Source organism: Taklimakanibacter lacteus (assembly GCA_003576695.1).
Taxonomy (GTDB): domain Bacteria; phylum Pseudomonadota; class Alphaproteobacteria; order Rhizobiales; family Aestuariivirgaceae; genus Taklimakanibacter; species Taklimakanibacter lacteus.
The window spans coordinates 245,750-264,253 of sequence record QOZQ01000009.1 but is presented as its reverse complement, the minus strand read 5'-3'; the positions used below and the strand labels follow the sequence as shown (position 1 = coordinate 264,253).

At 62.8% G+C, this 18,504-nt stretch carries 19 protein-coding genes and 1 tRNA gene; 5 read left to right on the top strand and 15 right to left on the bottom strand.

Annotated elements, in window-relative coordinates:
- Positions 1 to 7: 7 nt before the first annotated feature.
- From nuoI to DT068_RS19405, 13 genes are all read right to left on the bottom strand, one after another.
- Positions 8 to 496, bottom strand: coding sequence for an NADH-quinone oxidoreductase subunit NuoI (gene nuoI, locus DT068_RS19465; RefSeq protein ID WP_119391541.1), 489 nt, complete (start codon positions 494 to 496; stop codon positions 8 to 10).
- 4 nt (positions 497 to 500) lie between these two features.
- Positions 501 to 737, bottom strand: coding sequence for a hypothetical protein (locus DT068_RS19460; RefSeq protein ID WP_119391540.1), 237 nt, complete (start codon positions 735 to 737; stop codon positions 501 to 503).
- Positions 738 to 749: 12 nt separating this feature from the next.
- The gene (nuoH, locus tag DT068_RS19455) at positions 750 to 1,787 is read right to left on the bottom strand and encodes an NADH-quinone oxidoreductase subunit NuoH (RefSeq protein ID WP_119391539.1); all 1,038 of its coding nucleotides are present in this window, start codon (positions 1,785 to 1,787) and stop codon (positions 750 to 752) included.
- Between the two features lies 1 nt (position 1,788).
- The gene (nuoG, locus tag DT068_RS19450) at positions 1,789 to 3,852 is read right to left on the bottom strand and encodes an NADH-quinone oxidoreductase subunit NuoG (protein ID WP_119391538.1); all 2,064 of its coding nucleotides are present in this window, start codon (positions 3,850 to 3,852) and stop codon (positions 1,789 to 1,791) included.
- A 7-nt stretch (positions 3,853 to 3,859) separates the two neighbouring features.
- Positions 3,860 to 5,167, bottom strand: a complete 1,308-nt coding sequence (nuoF, locus tag DT068_RS19445) for an NADH-quinone oxidoreductase subunit NuoF (protein ID WP_119391537.1) — start codon at positions 5,165 to 5,167, stop codon at positions 3,860 to 3,862.
- A gap of 154 nt (positions 5,168 to 5,321) precedes the next feature.
- On the bottom strand, positions 5,322 to 6,554 hold the full coding sequence (locus tag DT068_RS19440) for an NADH-quinone oxidoreductase subunit E (protein ID WP_119391536.1): 1,233 nt from the start codon (positions 6,552 to 6,554) through the stop codon (positions 5,322 to 5,324).
- Complete coding sequence (locus DT068_RS19435; RefSeq protein ID WP_119391609.1) at positions 6,551 to 7,744, bottom strand: NADH-quinone oxidoreductase subunit D; 1,194 nt, start codon at positions 7,742 to 7,744, stop codon at positions 6,551 to 6,553. Before DT068_RS19435 ends, DT068_RS19440 begins: the two co-directional genes overlap by 4 nt.
- Positions 7,745 to 7,746: 2 nt before the next feature.
- A complete protein-coding gene (locus DT068_RS19430; protein ID WP_119391535.1) occupies positions 7,747 to 8,166 on the bottom strand; it encodes a thioesterase family protein in 420 nt (139 codons plus the stop codon).
- Positions 8,163 to 8,768, bottom strand: a complete 606-nt coding sequence (locus DT068_RS19425; protein ID WP_119391534.1) for an NADH-quinone oxidoreductase subunit C — start codon at positions 8,766 to 8,768, stop codon at positions 8,163 to 8,165. The genes DT068_RS19430 and DT068_RS19425 overlap by 4 nt, the downstream gene beginning before the upstream one ends.
- A gap of 5 nt (positions 8,769 to 8,773) precedes the next feature.
- The gene (locus tag DT068_RS19420) at positions 8,774 to 9,319 is read right to left on the bottom strand and encodes a NuoB/complex I 20 kDa subunit family protein (protein WP_119391533.1); all 546 of its coding nucleotides are present in this window, start codon (positions 9,317 to 9,319) and stop codon (positions 8,774 to 8,776) included.
- A complete protein-coding gene (locus tag DT068_RS19415; protein WP_119391532.1) occupies positions 9,310 to 9,675 on the bottom strand; it encodes an NADH-quinone oxidoreductase subunit A in 366 nt (121 codons plus the stop codon). Before DT068_RS19415 ends, DT068_RS19420 begins: the two co-directional genes overlap by 10 nt.
- Positions 9,676 to 10,029: 354 nt before the next feature.
- A complete protein-coding gene (locus DT068_RS19410) occupies positions 10,030 to 10,692 on the bottom strand; it encodes an outer membrane protein (protein ID WP_119391531.1) in 663 nt (220 codons plus the stop codon).
- A 183-nt stretch (positions 10,693 to 10,875) separates the two neighbouring features.
- Positions 10,876 to 10,952: transfer RNA gene (locus DT068_RS19405), tRNA-Asp, on the bottom strand.
- Between the two features lie 456 nt (positions 10,953 to 11,408).
- On the opposite strand from DT068_RS19405, the gene DT068_RS19400 reads away from it, so the two are divergent.
- The 3 genes from DT068_RS19400 to DT068_RS19390 all read left to right on the top strand — a co-directional run bounded on the left by DT068_RS19400 (position 11,409) and on the right by DT068_RS19390 (position 14,826).
- Positions 11,409 to 12,455 (top strand): Fe(3+) ABC transporter substrate-binding protein, encoded by a 1,047-nt coding sequence (locus DT068_RS19400; RefSeq protein WP_119391530.1) that lies wholly within the window; start codon positions 11,409 to 11,411, stop codon positions 12,453 to 12,455.
- Between the two features lie 13 nt (positions 12,456 to 12,468).
- Positions 12,469 to 14,163, top strand: a complete 1,695-nt coding sequence (locus DT068_RS19395; protein WP_119391529.1) for an ABC transporter permease — start codon at positions 12,469 to 12,471, stop codon at positions 14,161 to 14,163.
- 72 nt (positions 14,164 to 14,235) lie between these two features.
- The gene (locus tag DT068_RS19390; protein WP_162914316.1) at positions 14,236 to 14,826 is read left to right on the top strand and encodes a DMP19 family protein; all 591 of its coding nucleotides are present in this window, start codon (positions 14,236 to 14,238) and stop codon (positions 14,824 to 14,826) included.
- A gap of 8 nt (positions 14,827 to 14,834) precedes the next feature.
- On the opposite strand, the gene DT068_RS19385 is transcribed toward DT068_RS19390, so the two are convergent.
- Both DT068_RS19385 and DT068_RS19380 read right to left on the bottom strand, forming a co-directional pair.
- Positions 14,835 to 15,224, bottom strand: coding sequence for a hypothetical protein (locus DT068_RS19385; protein WP_119391527.1), 390 nt, complete (start codon positions 15,222 to 15,224; stop codon positions 14,835 to 14,837).
- A 100-nt stretch (positions 15,225 to 15,324) separates the two neighbouring features.
- Positions 15,325 to 16,221 carry a sugar phosphate isomerase/epimerase family protein gene (locus tag DT068_RS19380; protein WP_119391526.1) on the bottom strand — a complete coding sequence of 299 codons (897 nt, stop codon included), beginning with the start codon at positions 16,219 to 16,221 and terminating at the stop codon, positions 15,325 to 15,327.
- Positions 16,222 to 16,407: 186 nt separating this feature from the next.
- Between DT068_RS19380 and DT068_RS19375 the strand changes: the two genes are divergently transcribed.
- Positions 16,408 to 17,424 (top strand): LacI family DNA-binding transcriptional regulator, encoded by a 1,017-nt coding sequence (locus DT068_RS19375; RefSeq protein ID WP_119391525.1) that lies wholly within the window; start codon positions 16,408 to 16,410, stop codon positions 17,422 to 17,424.
- Entirely contained in the window at positions 17,421 to 18,419 is a 999-nt protein-coding gene (locus DT068_RS19370) for a substrate-binding domain-containing protein (protein WP_119391524.1), read from the top strand. Before DT068_RS19375 ends, DT068_RS19370 begins: the two co-directional genes overlap by 4 nt.
- The last annotated feature ends 85 nt before the right edge of the window (positions 18,420 to 18,504 follow it).

The following is an 18,504-nucleotide window of genomic DNA, read 5'->3' as shown; positions in this document are numbered from 1 at the left end:
TCGGCGCTTACCGGTAAGGCGCGTCGAGCGCAATATTCCTGGCGATCTCGCGTTCCCAGCGATCGCCATTGGCGAGCAGCTTGTCCTTGTTGAACAGGAGCTCCTCGCGGGTTTCCGTGGCAAATTCGAAATTCGGCCCCTCGACGATGGCATCGACCGGGCAGGCTTCCTGGCAGAAGCCGCAATAGATGCATTTCACCATGTCGATGTCATAGCGGGTGGTGCGCCTGGTGCCGTCATTGCGGCGCGGTCCGGCCTCGATGGTGATGGCCTGGGCCGGGCAGATCGCCTCGCACAGTTTGCAGGCGATGCAGCGCTCCTCGCCATTGGGATAGCGCCGGAGCGCATGCTCGCCGCGGAAGCGCGGCGACACCGGCCCCTTCTCGAAGGGATAGTTCACCGTCGCCTTGGGCGCGAAGAAATAGCGCAGCGCCATGAAGGTGGCGGAAACGAATTCGCGCAGGAACAGCGCGCGGCCTGCCTGAGCCATTCTCATGACATCACCAATTCAACATCCCGCCGAGCAGAAAGCCCAGTACCGGAAAGACCAGCAGCCCGATCACGTAAATGACCCTTGTCACCTTCGCCGGGTCGCGCTTCTGCGTGAGCGTCACCTTCGCCCTTTCGTGACGCGCGCTCAGGACCGGATAGATGAAGCGCCGGAAGACTGCGAGGCACAATATCCCCAGCGCCAGGAAAACCAGCGCCGAGAGCACATTGGTGAACGAAAAGACCATGATCGAGGTTCCTCATGGCAGCCATCCGAAAGTCACGAGCACGCCGGCGGTGAGCGCCACCCAGAACAGCGAGATGGGCAGGAACACCTTCCAGCCGAGGCGCATCAGCTGGTCATAGCGGTAGCGCGGCACGATCGCCTTCACCATGGCGAACATGAAGAAGACGAAGCAGAGCTTGGCCAGGAACCAGATGACGCCCGGCACCAGATTGAGCGGCCAGATGTCGATCGGCGGCAGCCAGCCGCCGAGGAACAGAATGGTCGTCATCGCGCACATCAGGATGATGGCGATGTACTCACCCAGCATGAAGAGGAGGTAAGGCGTCGAGGAATACTCGACCATGAAGCCGGCGACGAGTTCCGATTCCGCTTCGCCCAGGTCGAAGGGGGGACGGTTGGTTTCCGCCAGCGCCGAGACGAAGAAGATGATGAACATCGGCAGAAGCGGCAGCCAGTACCAGTTGAGGAAAGCGAGCCATGGCAGCCCGATCAGGGTCGCGAGCCCGGTCTCCTGCGACTTCACGATGGCCGTCAAATTGAGCGAGCCGACGCAGAGCAGAACGGTGATGATGACGAAGCCGATCGAGACCTCGTAGGACACCATTTGCGCCGCGGCGCGCAGCGCCGACAGGAAGGGATATTTCGAGTTGGACGCCCAGCCGCCCATGATGACGCCATAGACGCCAAGGGAGGAGATGGCGAGCAGATAGAGAATGCCGACATTGAGGTCGGCTATCGCCCAGCCTTCGTCGAGCGGGATCACCGCCCAGGCGGCGAGCGACAGAAGCGCCGTGACCAGGGGGGCGATGATGAACACACCCTTGTTGGCGCCATCGGGAATGATGACTTCCTTGAACACGAATTTGAGCAGGTCGGCGAAGGACTGCAGCAATCCCCAGGGTCCGACGACATTGGGGCCGCGGCGCATCTGCACCGCCGCCCACACCTTGCGGTCGGCATAGAGCAGGAAAGCGGTCACGATCAGGAGCGCGACGAGCAGCGCCACGCTCTGGATGACGATGAGGCCAACGGTGAAGATAATCTCGTTCATGTCACTCCGCCGCCTCGAGCCTGGCCCCGTTCCTGAGCGCCGAACATTCACCCATGATGCGCGATGCGCGCGCGATCGGGTTGGTGAGATAGAAATCCCCGATCGGCGAAGCGAAGGCGTCGCCCGACATCTGTCCGCCCTGCCCGGCCAGCGCCGCCAGGTCGGCGGCATCGGCCCTGGCCACCTGGTCGAGGCGGGCCAGATGCGGGGCCTTCTCGTACATGGCCTTGCGCAATTCGGCGAGCGAGTTCCAGGGCTGCGTGGCGCCCAATGCTTCCGACAGAGCGCGCAAAATCGCCCAGTCCTCGCGAGCTTCGCCCGGTGGGAAGGTGGCGCGCCGCGTCATCTGCGGGCGGCCTTCGGTATTCACATAGGTCACCGACTTCTCGGTATAGGCGGCACCCGGCAGGATGACGTCGGCGCGATGCGCGCCCACATCGCCATGGCTGCCCTGATAGACGACGAAGCATGTGCCCTGCGGCGGCAGCTCCACCTCATCGGCGCCGAGCAGGAACAGGATGTCGAGGTCGCCCGCCTTGGCGGCGCTCAGAATATCGCGCGTCGACCTGCCTCCCGCGCCCGGCAGAGCGCCGGCATCGAGCGCGCCGACACGGCCCGCGGCGGTGTGGAGGATGTTGAAGCCGTTCCAGCCATCCTTGACGCCCCCCAGAGACTGGGCGGCCGCGAGCACGGCAGCACCATCGGGACGCGCCAGGGCGCCCTGCCCGATGATGACCATCGGCTTCTGCTTCTGGCTGAGATCGAAGTCCTTGAGACGGGCCAGGCTGTCCGGGCCGGCGCCCAGATACTTGTAAGAATAAGTGAGATCGGCTTTCTCGCCGACGAGGCCCACGGGGAGATTGCCCTTGAGCCAGCGTTTGCGGATGCGGGCATTGAGCACCGGCGCCTCGAGGCGCGGATTGGTGCCGATGAGCAGGATCGCGTCGGCCTCTTCGATGCCGGTGATGGTCGAGTTGAACAGATAGCCGGCGCGGCCGCCGGCATTGCCAAGCGGCGTCCCATCCTGGCGGCAGTCGATGCTGGCGATGCCGAGCGCATCGGCGAGCTGCTTGATCGAGAAAGCCTCCTCGGCGCCGACGAGATCCCCCAGGATGATCCCGACGCGCTCAGGTGCTGTGCCCTTCAGCTTCTGGGCGACGCGCAGGAACGCCTCTTTCCAGTTGGCGGCGCGCAGTTTGCCGATCTCGCGGATATAGGGCCGGTCGAGGCGCTGGGTGCGAAGCCCATCCCACACGAAGCGGGTCTTGTCGGAAATCCACTCCTCGTTCACGTCCTCATGGGTGCGCGGCAGGATGCGCATCACTTCGCGGCCGCGCGAATCGACGCGGATATTGGAGCCCACCGCATCCATGGCATCGATGGTCTCGGTCTTGGTCAGCTCCCAGGGCCGCGCCTTGAACTCATAAGGTTGCGAGGTGAGCGCGCCGACGGGACAGAGATCGATGATATTGGCCTGGAGCTCGGAGGTCATGGCGCGTTCGAGATAGCTCGTGATCTCCATGTCCTCGCCGCGGCCGATGGCGCCCAGTTCCTCGACACCGCCTACTTCCGTCGTGAAGCGCACGCAGCGCGTGCACTGGATGCAGCGGTTCATCGAGGTCTTGACCAGGGGGCCGATATATTTGTCCTCGACGGCCCGCTTGTTCTCGGCAAAGCGGTTCTTGTCGATGCCATAGGCCATCGCCTGGTCCTGCAGGTCGCATTCGCCGCCCTGGTCGCAGATCGGGCAATCGAGCGGGTGGTTGATGAGCAGGAATTCCATCACCCCTTCGCGCGCCTTCTTGACCAGCGGCGTGCGGGTGTTCACTTCCGGCGCCTCGCCATTGGGCCCGGGGCGCAGATCATTGACCGACATGGCGCAGGAGGCCTGCGGCTTCGGCATGCCCTTCACCTCGACCAGGCACATGCGGCAATTGCCGGCGATCGACAGGCGCTCGTGATAGCAGAAGCGCGGCACTTCGGCGCCCGCCGCCTCGCAGGCCTGCAGCAGCGTCGTGCCGTTCTCGACTTCAATCTCGGTGCCGTCGACTTTCAGTTTCGGCATCTTGTCCTCACTCAGCGGCCTGCAGGCGCACCGCGCCCGCATGATCCGGATTGGCCGCATATTGATCGATGCGCTCTTCGATCACATGGCGGAAATGGCGGATGAGGCCCTGGACCGGCCAGGCCGCCGCATCGCCGAGCGCGCAGATCGTGTGGCCCTCGATCTGGTAGGTGACGTCGAGCAGCATGTCGATCTCGCGCTTCTCGGCACGGCCTTCGGCCATGCGCATGAGCACGCGCCACATCCAGCCCGTCCCTTCGCGGCAGGGCGTGCACTGGCCGCAGCTCTCATGCTTGTAGAAATAGGCCAGCCGGGCGATGGCGCGGATCATGTCGGTCGACTTGTCCATGACGATGACCGCCGCGGTGCCGAGGCCCGATTTCAGGTTGCGCAATGAATCGAAGTCCATCGGGCAATCCATGATCTGTTCCGCCGGCACGCAGGGCACCGAGGCGCCGCCCGGAATGACGGCAAGCAGGTTGTCCCAGCCGCCGCGCATGCCGCCGCAATGCTTCTCGATCAGCTCGCGGAAGGGAATGCCCATGGCCTCTTCGACATTGCACGGCTTGTTCACATGGCCCGAGATGCAGAAGAGCTTGGTGCCGACATTGTTGGGCCGGCCGATGCCGGAGAACCAGGCGGCGCCGCGGCGCATGATGGTGCCGGCGACGGCGATCGATTCGACGTTGTTGATGGTGGTGGGCGCGCCATAGAGACCGACATTGGCCGGGAATGGCGGCTTCATGCGGGGCTGGCCCTTCTTGCCCTCGAGGCTTTCGAGGAGTGCGGTTTCCTCGCCGCAGATATAGGCGCCGGCGCCATGGTGGACATAGAGGTCGAAGTCCCAGCCATGGACGTTGTTCCGGCCTATGAGGCGCGCCTCATAGGCCTGGTCGATGGCGGCCTGGAGACGCTCGCGCTCGCGGATGAACTCGCCGCGCACATAGATATAGCCGACATGGGCGGCCATCGCGGCGCCGGCGATCAGGCAGCCCTCGATGAGGAGATGCGGATCATGGCGCATGATCTCGCGGTCCTTGCAGGTGCCGGGCTCGGATTCATCCGCATTGACGACGAGATAGTGCGGCCGCTCGCCGACCTGCTTGGGCATGAAGGACCATTTGAGGCCGGTCGGGAAGCCGGCGCCGCCGCGACCCCTGAGGCCCGACGCCTTCATCTCGTTGATCATCCAGTCGCGGCCCTTGTCGATGAACGACTTCACATCCACCCAGCAGCCGCGCCGGCGCGCCCCGTCGAGGCCCCAGTCATGGAGGCCATAGAGATTGGTGAAGATGCGGTCCTTATCTGCGAGCATTAGATGCAATCCTCATGCTGAGGTGCGAGCGAAGCGAGCCTCGAAGCATCCACCAGGATAGAGCGAGCCTGCCGATGCAGACCCTTCGAGGCACCGCCTGCGGCGGTGCACCTCAGGGTGAGGGTTGAGAGTGTTGTGATCATTTCCTCCCTCCTCACTTCGGTTTCTCGCCGACGGCATTGTCGGGCCGCCAGCCCTTGGCAAGCTTCTTGGCCTGCTTCACCCATTCATCGCGCTCAGCCCGGCCCTTGAAGCCTTCGAGGCGCTCGTCGACCCATTTGATCTCGGCTTTGCCCCATGAGGCGATCTGGTCGAAATGCCAGACGCCCATGGTGTTGAGCATGCTTTCGAGCTTGGGGCCAACACCCCAGATGAGCTTGAGATCATCGCCCCTGCCGCTGCGCGGCTTCTTGAGAAGCTCGGGCTTGCCATCCGGGCTCTTCGCGACCGGTGCCTTGGCAGCGACCGGCTTTTCTTCCGGCTTGGAAGCGGCGACGCGCGACGGCGCTTTCTCCGGCGTCGCCGTTGCTTCGGCCTTCTGCTCGGCCTTGGCCAGCGCCATCTGCGCCTCGGCGGTCTTGACGGGCGACGGCGACTTCACCGCGGGCGCCGTTTCGGGCGCGGCCGTCACCGGCTTTGCCGCATTGGATGGCGGCGCTGCCGCAGCCGGCGCCTTGGGCGGCGCCACAGGCGGCGGGGCCGCGGCTGCCGGCGGCGCGGCGGCGGCCGGAGGAGCCGGCGGCGGCATCTCGATGCGCTGGAAGGTGCGGTCCTTGCTGTAGAGCGACTTGTCGGTGAGGCTGGTCAGCTCGCCTTCGGGGGCCGAGAACTGGCGGCCATTCTGCGGCCCGGGCTTCACCGGCCGGTCGTTAGCAAAGCCATCGAGCACCTTCTCGAAGCTCTCAGGGGTGAGATCCTCATAGGTGTCGCTCCAGATCAGCACCATCGGCGCATTCACGCAGGCGCCGAGGCACTCGACCTCTTCCCAGGAGAAATTGCCGTCGGCCGAAACGTGATGCGGCTCAGGATGGATGCGGCGCTGGCAGACCTTCTTCAGATCCTCAGCGCCCCGCAGCATGCAGGGCGTCGTGCCGCAGAGCTGCACATGCGCTTTCTTGCCGACCGGCGAAAGCTGGAACATCGTGTAGAAGGTCGCGACCTCATAGACGCGGATGAAGCTCATGCCGAGCATGTCGGCGACATATTCCATCGCCGGCTTCGACACCCAGCCGTCATTCTGCTCCTGCACGCGCCACAGGATCGGGATCACGGCGGAGGCCTGCTTGCCTTCGGGATATTTCTGGATCGTCTCCTTGGCCCAGGCGAGATTGGCCTTGGTGAAGGCGAAGCTCTCCGGCTGGACGGGATCGAGACGGCGTACGCTCATCTATCAACCTCACCAAACACGATATCGAGGGAGCCCAGCACCGCGCTCACATCGGCCAGCATGTGCCCGCGGCACATGAAGTCCATCGCCTGGAGATGGGCGAAGCCCGGCGCCCTGATCTTGCAGCGATAGGGCTTGTTGGTCCCGTCGGATACGAGATAGACGCCGAATTCGCCCTTGGGCGCCTCGACGGCGGCATAGACCTCGCCCGCCGGCACCTTGTAGCCTTCGGTGTAAAGCTTGAAATGATGAATGAGCGCTTCCATCGAGCGCTTCATCTCAGGCCGCTTCGGCGGCACGACCTTCCCGTCCATCGACGAGATCAGTGTCTTGCCTTCCGCCGAGTTCAGCTTCTCGATGCACTGCTTCATGATGCGCACCGATTGGCGCATCTCTTCCATGCGGATCAGGTAACGGTCGTAGCAATCGCCGTTCTTGCCGATCGGGATGTCGAAATCGAGCTCGTCATAGCATTCATAGGGCTGCGCCTTGCGCAGGTCCCAGGCAGCGCCTGAGCCCCTGACCATCACGCCGGAGAAGCCCCAGGCGAAGCAGTCCTCGAGCTTGACCACGCCGATATCGACATTGCGCTGCTTGAAGATGCGATTGTCGGTGAGAAGCCCCTCGATGTCGTCGAGCACCTTGTTGTGATGCTCGCAGAAGGTCCAGATGTCGTCGATGAGCGCCTGCGGCAGGTCCTGATGGACACCGCCCGGGCGCACATAGGCCGCATGCATGCGCGAGCCCGAGGCCCGCTCATAGAAGACCATGAGCTTCTCGCGCTCCTCGAAGCCCCAGAGCGGTGGCGTGAGAGCGCCCACATCCATGGCCTGGGTCGTGACATTGAGGAGATGCGACAGGAGCCGGCCGATCTCGGAATAGAGCACGCGGATGAGCTGGCCGCGCTTCGGCACCGTGATGCCGAGCAGGCGCTCGGTGGCGAGCGCGAAAGCGTGCTCCTGATTCATCGGCGCCACGTAGTCGAGCCGGTCGAAATAGGGCACCGCCTGCAGATAGGTCTTGTGCTCGATGAGCTTCTCGGTGCCACGGTGCAGCAGCCCGATATGCGGATCGACGCGGGTCACCACCTCGCCGTCGAGCTCGAGCACGAGGCGCAACACGCCATGGGCTGCCGGATGCTGCGGCCCGAAATTGATGGTGAAGTTGCGGATGTCGGCTTCGGCGGTCATCGTCATTGCCGCACCGCCTTTTCCGCCACGCGCGCCTTGAATTTCTGCCACACGACGACAGCGCGTTCATGGCTGCCTTCGCCGATCTTGTCGATGCCGTCACTGGCGCTGATCTTGAACCACACGCGCCGGCCATCGACCTTGGTGACCTCGGTGTCGACCGTCACCTCGAAACCGGGGGGCGTCGCCGCCAGATGGCTCACATCTATATGCGTGCCGAGGCTGCCCTCGCCCTCATCCAGATGAGGCTTGAGCAATTCGATCGAGGCCCATTCCATCAGGCCCACCATGTAACCGGTGGCGAAGACCTCGGGCATGGCCTGGAAGGATGGCGCTTCGGGATAGAGGAAAGGCACCGTCTTCTCGCGCGGCACGCGATAGACGAAGCGGTGGGTGACGCCCGGCTTGAGGCTGTCCTTCATGATTTGGTGGCCTTCTCGTCGCCGGGAAGGATGTAGTCGGTGCCCTCCCAGGGCGACAGATAGTCGAATTTGCGGAACTCCTGGACGAGCTTCACCGGCTCGTAGACGACGCGCTTCTGCTCGTCGTCATAGCGCACCTCGACATGGCCGGTGAGCGGGAAGTCCTTGCGCAAGGGATGGCCGGCAAAGCCATAGTCGGTGAGGATGCGGCGCAGATCCGGGTGGCCCGAGAACAACACGCCATAGAGATCGAAAGCCTCGCGCTCGAACCAGTCGGCGGCGGGGAAGACGTCGATGACGCTCGGCACCGGCGTCTCGTCGTCGGCCTTGACCTTCACGCGGATGCGGGCGTTCTTGTAGGGGCTGAGCAGATGATAGACGACATCGAAGCGTTTCTCGCGCTCGGGATAGTCGGCGCCGCAGATATCGATGAAGCAGACGAAGCGGCATTCCGCGTCATCGCGCAGGAAGCGCAGCACCTCGATGATCCGCGCCGGATCGGCCTCCAGGGTAAGTTCGCCATAGGCGATGGTGCTTGCGAGAACAGCCGGCCCCAGCCGGTCCGAAATATGAGCGCTCAGCGACTTCAGCAATTCCGACATCAGGACTAGCGCTCCAATGTGCCGACGCGGCGGATTTTCTTCTGCAGCTGCAGGATGCCATAGAGCAGCGCCTCGGCGGTCGGCGGGCAGCCCGGCACGTAGATGTCGATCGGCACGATGCGATCGCAGCCCCTCACCACCGAATAGGAATAGTGGTAATAGCCGCCGCCATTGGCGCAGGAGCCCATGGAGATCACGTAGCGCGGCTCCGGCATCTGGTCATAGACCTTGCGCAGCGCCGGAGCCATCTTGTTGGTGAGCGTGCCGGCGACGATCATCACGTCCGACTGGCGGGGTGACGCGCGTGGCGCGAAGCCGAAGCGCTCCACGTCGTAGCGCGGCATGGAGACCTGCATCATCTCGACCGCGCAGCAGGCGAGACCGAAGGTCATCCACATCAGCGAGCCGGTGCGGGCCCAGTTGATCAGGTCATCGGTCGAGGTGACGAGAAAGCCCTTGTCGGCGAGCTCGGCGTTGATGGTGGTGAAATATTCCTGCTGGGACGGGGTGATGAGGCCCTGCCCCGTTTTGGGGGTCTCGATCAATCCCATTCGAGCGCTCCTTTGCGCCACTCATAGATGAAGCCGATGGTCAGCACGACGAGGAAGATCATCATCGACCAGAAGCCATAGATCCCGATCTCGCCGAGCGACACCGCCCAGGGGAACAGGAAGGCCACTTCGAGGTCGAAGATGATGAAGAGGATGGAGACGAGGTAGAATCGCACGTCGAATTTCATGCGGGCGTCGTCGAAGGCCTTGAAGCCGCATTCATAGGCCGAAAGCTTCTCCGGATCGGGCTTCCTGACCGCAATGATGATCGCCGAAGCCATGAGCGCCAGAGCGATCGCGCCGGCAACGGCCATGAAGATGACGACGGGCAAGTAGTCTCTGAACAGTTCGGGCATGTCCCTGTGCCTCTTTTGCCCACTGCGAAGCGGGCTTATTTTCGTTGCCGTGGTAGCGCACCATATGCTGCACTGCAAGCCAATTAGACCAATTCCAAAAGTGGCGTCGGGAAAGGCCCCTTGTGACACTTTGTCATCGCCAGACAACGGTTTGGTGAAAGGGGATTCTGCCGCCGCTCCCTAACCGGAACTGGCGAAGGGGATCACAGGAAGTTAGAGCATCGGGCCTGGAGTTCGACCAATACAGGACTTCGCTCTAACGCCCCCTAGAGGAGCGAGAGAACGACCATAAACGACCGGGAAAGCCGCTGCCGGTCGTCAAAATTCCCGCCCAGTCGGATAAGGCGGCGCACGTCAGAAATGGAAGATCACGCTACCGCGGATGAGATGGATTTCGGGATCAAGCTCCCCGACACTACCGAAGCTGTTCGTGGAGGTCTTGGTCTCGAAATTCCCATAGAGGTAATCGGCGCGCACCGAGATGTTTTCGGTTGCCCCCCATTCGAGACCGCCCCCCAGAACGTAGCCGAAATGATCGTTCTCAGTATCTGTCGGGTTTGCCTCATTGTTGAGTTGTAGGTCGGTTCCCAGCAGACCCACACCACCGGTTGCAAAGATCAGGATATTGTCCATCGCCCAGCCGATCCTAGCGCGCAATGTTGCCAGGTAGTCGATATCGTCATCTGATGCGAGCGGTTCAAATCCAACAAGGTCGGTCTTATCATTTGCATCGGTCCAGCCGATGTCGGCCTCAAGGCCCAGCACCAGATTGTCCATCTGATAGTTGAAGCCGACAAGACCGCCCAGATAGATTCCATCCGGTTCATCTTCCCAAGTCGGCCCGCCAAAGGGTGTGGCGTCCACATCAAAATTGCCCTGGATGTAGCCGATGGAACCACCAATATAGGGGCCGGACCAGTCATACACAGCCACCGGTTCCTCAACCACGTCCGCAGCATGTGCGCCGCCGAGCGCCAGCACCATTGAAGCACTCGCCAGTAGCAGTCGTCTCAGCATGCCCCGATTCCCCGAAATAGATTTAAAAAAAGTCTCGCATGCGGGGAATCGAGACGCAACAACGTCAAATTGTTTTCTTTCAAGTGTGCTCTTTGGGCAACATCAGCCAGCCGAAGACGGAGAAGCCACTCGCCCAGCGCGTATGGGAGAGCTATGAGAAAGCGCCTATCCTATTGAAAAGACTGGCGCGAGTGACGGGGCTCGAACCCGCGACCTTCGGCGTGACAGGCCGACGCTCTAACCAACTGAGCTACACCCGCTTTTGGCGTGGGCGGGGTGATAGGGCAGCGCCCCGCAGGTGTCAAGCAAGGTAAGTTCTTATTTTGCCGGCACGAGAAACAGCCGTCCGAGCCGGAAAGATGCAGCCCCTAGACCCACCTTCATCAGGTCAGAAGCGAGAGCCTGACATTGCCAGCCTCGAGCGAGATCGAATTGAGATACTGGGTGACGCACCAGCCAGAAAGCCTGCCGTCCCTTCCACCGCCTGCACGGCGATGACCAGAATCAGGACGGCAAGGATCGGAAACAGCAGATCACGGCAGCTACCGCGCCTGGTCGATTGTCCTATTCTTAGAACGGTTCCAAATGTCTGATCAAACAAGGTTTTTTTCTTGACGACCCGGGACTTTTCCCCCAGAAAAATTCCGACCATGGCAGTCGGATTTACTGGACTGCATGACGCCAAGTCAGCCACTAAACCCAGGGGAAGCAACCATATGAAATCCTTCAAAAAACTCCTGAAACTCTCGATCGCGGCACCGTTCGCCGCCACCCTTCTCGCCACGAGCGCCATGGCGGATGGCGTCGTCAATATCTATTCCTATCGGCAGCCTGAGCTCATCAAGCCGCTGCTCGATGCCTTCACGGCGGATTCGGGGATCAAGACCAATGTGCTGTTCCTCGACAAGGGCCTCGAGGAGAAGATCGCCGAGGAAGGCGCCAATTCCCCGGCCGATGTCATCCTCACCGTCGATATCGGCCGCATCCAGGCGGCGGAGGACAAGGGCGTCACCCAGGCGCTCGCCAACGAGGCCATCAACAAGGACATCCCTTCGCAATATCGCGACCCGGAGGGCAACTGGTTCGGCGTCACGACGCGCGCCCGCGTCATCTATGCCTCCAAGGAGCGCGTGACGCAGGACGCGATCACTTATGAAGAGCTCGCCGATCCCAAGTGGAAGGGCAAGATCTGCACCCGCTCGGGCCAGCATGTCTACACGATCGGCCTCATCGCCTCGATGATCGCCCATCACGGCCCGGAGAAGACCGAGGAATGGCTCAAGGGGGTGAAGAACAACCTCGCCCGCAAGCCCGATGGTGGCGACCGCGAGCAGGCCAAGGCGATCTTCGCGGGTGAATGCGATATTGCGCTCGGCAACACCTATTATGTCGGCCAGATGCAGACCAATGAGAAGAATCCCGAGCAGAAGGACTGGGCGGCGGCCATCAAGGTGCTGTTCCCCAATGCCGATGACCGCGGCACGCATGTGAACATCTCCGGCATGGCGCTGGCGAAGAACTCTCCCAACAAGGAGAATGCGGTGAAGCTCATGGAATTCCTGGCCAGCGACAAGGGCCAGATGCTCTATGGCGAGCAGGTCTTCGAATATCCGGTCGAGCCCGGCATCAAGCCGTCAGACATCGTTCAGGCCTGGGGCACGCTGAAGCCCGATCCGCTGCCGCTCGCCGACATCGCCAAGAACCGCAAGACGGCGTCTGAGCTCGTCGACAAGGTCGCTTTCGACGAAGGTCCGGCCACCTGATTTCCCACGCCATATGAAACTGGCAACACTCGAAGAGGGGCGTCCGCGCCCCTTTTTTCCGTTGGACGACCACCCGCTGTTGCGCTTCGGCGCCCTTGCCGCCGGGCTTGCGGTACTCCTTCCCCTCCTCGCCCTCATCGCGTTGTCGCTGTCGGGCGGCGGAGCGGACTGGGCGCATCTCGCCCGCAATGTGCTGCCCATCGCGGTCCGCACCACCGCGCTCGTCATGGCAGGCGTTGCCCTTCTCACCGCCAGCATGGGCATCATCCCGGCCTGGCTCACCGCCTACTATGAGTTTCCCGGCCGGCGCACCCTGGCCTGGGCGCTGGTGCTGCCGCTCGCGGTCCCGACCTATCTCGCGGCCTATGCCTATGGCGAGTTCTTCACCTTCACCGGCCCGGCGCAGACGCTGCTGCGCGCCCTCTTCGGCTTCCACAGCGCCCGCGACTACTGGTTCCCGGATGTGCGCTCGCTGTGGGGCGCGGTGATGGTCCTCTCCTTCGTCCTTTACCCTTATGTCTATCTCACCACCCGTTCGGCCTTCCTGATGCAGGGACGCAACGCCACCGATGTGGCGCGCACGCTCGGTGCCTCGCCGTTGAGGGCGTTCCTCCAGGTGCTGCTGCCGATGGCGCGGCCGGCCATCATCATCGGCGTGACGCTGGCGCTCATGGAGACGCTCAACGATATCGGCGCCGTCGAATTCTTAGGGGTAAGGACGCTCACCTCGACCGTCTACACGACCTGGCTGAACCAGGGCAGCCTGTCGGGCGCCGCCCAGATCGCCTGCATGATGCTCATCGTGGTGCTGTGCGTGATCCTCGCCGAGCGCTGGGCCAGGCGCAAGCAGAGCTTCCATCTCGGCCGCAGCTCCAGCATGGCGCAGCGCTCGAGCCCGATCCGCCTGCGCGGTGCCAGGGCCGCTCTGGCCTTCACCGCCTGCCTGCTGCCGATCATCGCGGGCTTCGCGCTCCCCTTCTATGTGCTCGGCTCCTCTGCGCTGAAGCGGTTCGACCAGCTTCTCGATCCCGTCCTGCAGGAAGCGATCCTGACCAGCGTCGGTGTCGCCGGCGCAGCCGCGGTCGTCACCGTCGGCCTCGCTTTTCTCCTCACCTATACGGTGCGGGTGACGCGGAGTCGCAACATGCTGCTCGTCAACCGCTTCGCGGCATTGGGCTATGCGATTCCGGGGACCGTGCTGGCGCTCGGCATCCTCATCCCGCTGGCGCGCTTCGACAATCTTCTCGATCAGTGGATGCAAAGCGCCTTCGGCATCAAGACGGGCCTCCTGCTCACCGGCTCGGCGCTCTGCATCGTCTATGCGATGAGCGTGCGCTTTCTTGCCATGGCGGAAGGCGCCGTCGAGGCGGGCTTCCACAAGGTGCCGACCCATATCGACATGGCGGCGCGCACCCTCGGGCGCAATGCGCGCGAGACTTTGTTCCAGGTGCTGCTGCCCATCCTCAAGCCCGCCTTCCTCACCGCCGGGCTGCTCGTCTTCATCGACGGCATCAAGGAATTGTCGGCGACAATCCTGCTCAGGCCCTTCAACTACAATTCGCTGTCGACTTATGTCTATGAGCGTGCTTCGCGCGCCGCGGTCGAGGATGCCTCGGTGGCCGCCCTTCTCATCATGCTGGCCGGGATCGTGCCGGTGATCGTGCTGACGCGCACCATCAATGCGGGCGTGGCGCGGACGGAGGGATAGAGCCCGCGATTGCTTGCGTTTTCGCGGAATTTTCCTGATATCCTCTTCTGATCCCGCCATGGAGGAAGTTCGGTGATCCTTGACGCGACTGAAATGAATAGGCGCCTGCTCAAACTCGCAGAGAATCCACACTCCCGTCTTTGGCGCCTCGACTATGATCACTTGTCGCCACCGGAGCGTGTTTTCCGGGCCGTCTGGGAACTCGAAGCCGAAGTGAATAATGGTGGATTCCATCAGTATTTCTTCAACAGTGCGGGAAACCTTGCCCATCATGTCGTCGAGGCTTTGCGCGCCATCGGAGCGACCGCCATGGCCGGCATTGCGCAACGCGCCATCAAAGCCGCTGGCTATGACGCCTCAGAATCTCACCAGGTACGCCGGGAAAGGGTGGCTGCGTTGGCGCCAGAGCCCCTCGAAATGCTGGATGCGCTTGATCAGGAATTCTATGCCTACCCGGACAATCTCACCGCGCTGCTCTACGAATACGTTACAGAGCATTCGCAGGAGATGGGTCTCACTGATGCGTTTTTCGAGCGCCGGCAGCCTTCGCGCAGGCCCGATGCAAAATGGCGACTGGCCGACCTCTTTTGGAATCCGTATTTTCTGCTTGCCATCATCATAGCGATTGCTCTGCTGAGCAAGCTATGGTCGTCGCTATCCTAGACGCGACTTCAATGTCGCGTGAGATGAAGGATCACGCTGAGCAGCGACAGGCCGAAGGCCACGGCGGCGACCGGCAGCAGAATCTCGATCGCCGCATTGCGGCCGCTCACATGATCCTGCCAGATGCGGAACTCGCTCTGTGCCCAGGCGCGGAAAGACCTGTCCGGCAGGTCCTCATGCGGATGGCTGCGCCAGATGCGCCACAGGGCGGCGGGTATTGCAACGGTAATGGCGATCAGGCCGCTGGCAACGACGAGCAAGTAATCCGTATAGGCGTCGCCGCCGAAGCTCCAGGCTGCAAAAACATACCAGAGGGCGAGCAAGGCAAGAGCCAGATAAACACCGGAATGGAGCTGATCGCTGCGGCGGCGTTCCGGCCGATAGTTCTTCGGGCGCATGGCGTCCTCCTGGAACAAGGAGAGTCGACCAGTTCCAGAGCAACGTGGGAATTCCACCGAGGTTTCTGCGCTGCGGCGGGATGCCGCGAGTTCCCCACCGTTACAGAAGCCTGCTGCGCTCCAATGTCTGGCGCCGTGCTTCCTCGGCCGCCTTGAGCTGCGCCTTCGTGTACATCAAGGCATGGGCGGCCAGATCATGGCCGTCGTCCCACAGATTGCGCCAGATGCCCAATATGCCTTCGAGCGGCTGGCCGACGACGCGCGATGAGAAGGATTCGAAGGTGATCGGCCCCTTGTAGCCCGCATTGACCACCGCCCGGAACACGCCGGCAAGATCGATCGTGCCTGAGCCCATATAGCCGCGATGCGAATCGCCCGTATGCAGATAGCCCAGATGCTCGCCCGTCTGGATGATCGCCGAGGCGATGTCCGACTCCTCGATATTCATGTGATAGACATCGAGATGCACTTTCACATTGGGTGCCGCGATGCGCTTCACCATCTCGACGCCCTGTGCCGCGGTATTGAGGACATTCGACTCGTAGCGGTTCACCACTTCGAGGACGAGCGTGATGTCGCTCCTGGCCGCGGTCGCCGCGACCTCGCGCAATATGTCGACCGATTGGGCGATGCCGGCCTTGGTCGGCGGCACGGTATATTTGCCGAAGGCCGAATAGAGGATGCCGCCGATATATTTGCCGCCGCAGTCGCGGCACACCGCGATCGCCTCCTCGAGCTTCGTCTTGCCGCGCCGGCCCTTCTCCCTGTCGCCGCTGGAAATGTCGCTGTCGAAGTCGAGGCCGAGCGAGAAATTGATGCCGATGCCGTTCTTCTCGAGCTGCTTCACGGTGAAAGCGGGATCGATCAGGCTCGGATCGAGGGCCGGCGCCTCGATGAAATCATAGCCGACCTCGGCGGTCTTCGCGATCGCGCGCGCGCATTCGTCATGGCTCCAGCCCGCTTCCCAGACCAGTGCGTGCAAACCCAGCTTGTTCATCGATCATCCTCCCCTTTGCGCAGCGGGCCTTTTGGCCCGACGAGGCGCGCCGGCCTGGACGCCGGAACCTTGTTGACACTTGCCAGGACAATCGATACCGTACAATAAAACGTTTTATCAAGGCCTTTTACGCGCATTTCGTCAGGGAGGGCGAGCGTGTCGCGAAATCATGCCCCGTCTATCCGAATGGTTGCGGCCCGCGCCGGCGTCTCGGTCGCAACCGTTTCCAATGCGCTCAACGGCAAGCCCACCGTGTCGCCCGCCATCGTCGAGCGGGTGAATGCGGCGGTGCGCGAGCTTGGCTATGTCGTCGATATCGCCGCCTCGCGGCTCCGCTCGCGCAAGGCACTGCTCGCCGGCGTCGTCGTTCCCGATCTCACCAACCCGATGTTCGCCACTTTCGTCTCGACCCTCGAGCACGCGGCGCGTGGCGATGGCTACGACCTCGTCGTCGTCTCGGCCCGCAATAGTGCCGCCGAGGAAGCCGACCGGCTGGCCAATATCCGCGCCTGGCGGCCGGCGGGCCTGATCGTCATCCCTTGCGACGGCGCATTCGCCGAGCGCCTGCCGACCGGCTTCGCCATACCGACCGTGCTTGCCGACCGTATCCCCGACCAGGCCGGTTTTGATCTGATCGCGGTCGATAACGGTCCCTCAGCCGGCGCCGTCGCCCGGCATCTCGACGAACAGGGCTATCGCGATTGCCTGGTGATCGTAAGCAAGCTTTCGATCACCAATGTGCGCGAGCGTTGGGAAGGCGTCCAGGCAGCCGCACGCCATATGAAGCTCGACGTCGTGGAAGTGGGCATCGATGACCCTGACGGGCTGGTTTCCGTGCACAAGCGGCTCAGTTCCAAGCCACGCCCCCAGTCGATCTTCTGTCTTGATCACGGCACCGCTCTTCTCGTCTATCGGCTGCTCGCCGAGATGAACATCTCGGTGCCTAACGACCTGGCCTTCGCCAGTTTCGACGAAATGGAATGGATGCGCCTGACGTCGCCCGGCGTCACCGCGGTGCGCCAACCCGTCGAAGTCATGGCCGAACAGGCCTGGTCGCTCTTGTCGCGTCGCCTGAAGGGCGACGCCGGCGACGCCGTCACCCGGCGCCTCAAATGCGCCGTCGAGATCCGCGGTTCGACGCCGCGGTGCCCGGAACCGCAACAGCGCGGAACGGGCCAAACCGAAATGGGAGGAGTCACATGAACATTACCAGACGCACTGCGCTCGCCGGCATCGGCGGCACGCTCGCCGCCGCGACTTTCGGGGCGCCCGCCATGGCGGCTGACCCGCAATGCGGCATCGTCGTCAAGATCGGCGGCATTCCGTGGTTCAACGCCATGGAGGTGGGCATCAAGAAGGCCGCCCCCGAATTCAAGATGGAAGCCTGGATGGTCGGACCGACGCAGGCCGACGCCGCCCAGCAGGTGCGCGCCATCGAAGACCTGATCGCCCGCAAGGTGGCCGTCATCGGCATCGTGCCGAATGATTCAGCCGCCCTCGACCCGGTGCTGGGGCGGGCGCGTGCCGCCGGCATCAAGGTGCTGGCGCATGAAGGCCCCGACCAGAAGGAGATGGACTGGGACTTCGAGCTCACCACGACCGAGGGCTATGGCCACGCCCATATGGATCTGCTCGCCAAGAACATGGGCGAGGAAGGCAAATACATCGTCTATGTCGGCTCGCTCACCGTGCCGCTGCACAATGCCTGGGCGGATGCGGCGATCGCCTATCAGAAAGAGAAGTATCCGAAGATGCAGATGCTCGGCGACCGCTTCGGTGTCGCCGAAAGCGTCGATGAGAGCCTCAAGACCACGCAGGATCAGATGCGGGCCAATCCGGACCTGAAAGGCATCCTCACCTTCGGATCGCAAGGCCCGATCGGGGCGGCGCGCGCGCTCGAAGACCGCGGCAAGGCCGAGTCCATCGTGCTGGTCGGCGGCTTCTCGCCGGGCCAGGGCCAGAAATATGTCAAGTCGGGCACCATCCGCGGCGGCTTCATCTGGAATCCGATGACGGCGGGCGAGATCTTCGTGCAGGTCGCTTCCATGCTGGCGGCCGGCAAGGAACCGACCGACAACATGGAACTGGCCGGCGTCGGGCCGGTGCGCGTCTATCCGGACAAGAAGCTGATCCAGGCGCAGAAGCTCGAGTCGCTCGACAAGGAGAATATCGATCGCCTGGTGGAGCTGGGACTCTAGACATCTGAAGAGCCCCTCCTCGATTTTCCCCTTCTCCCGTGCGCAGCATGGGAGAAGGTGGCCGAAGGCCGGATGAGGGCTCTTT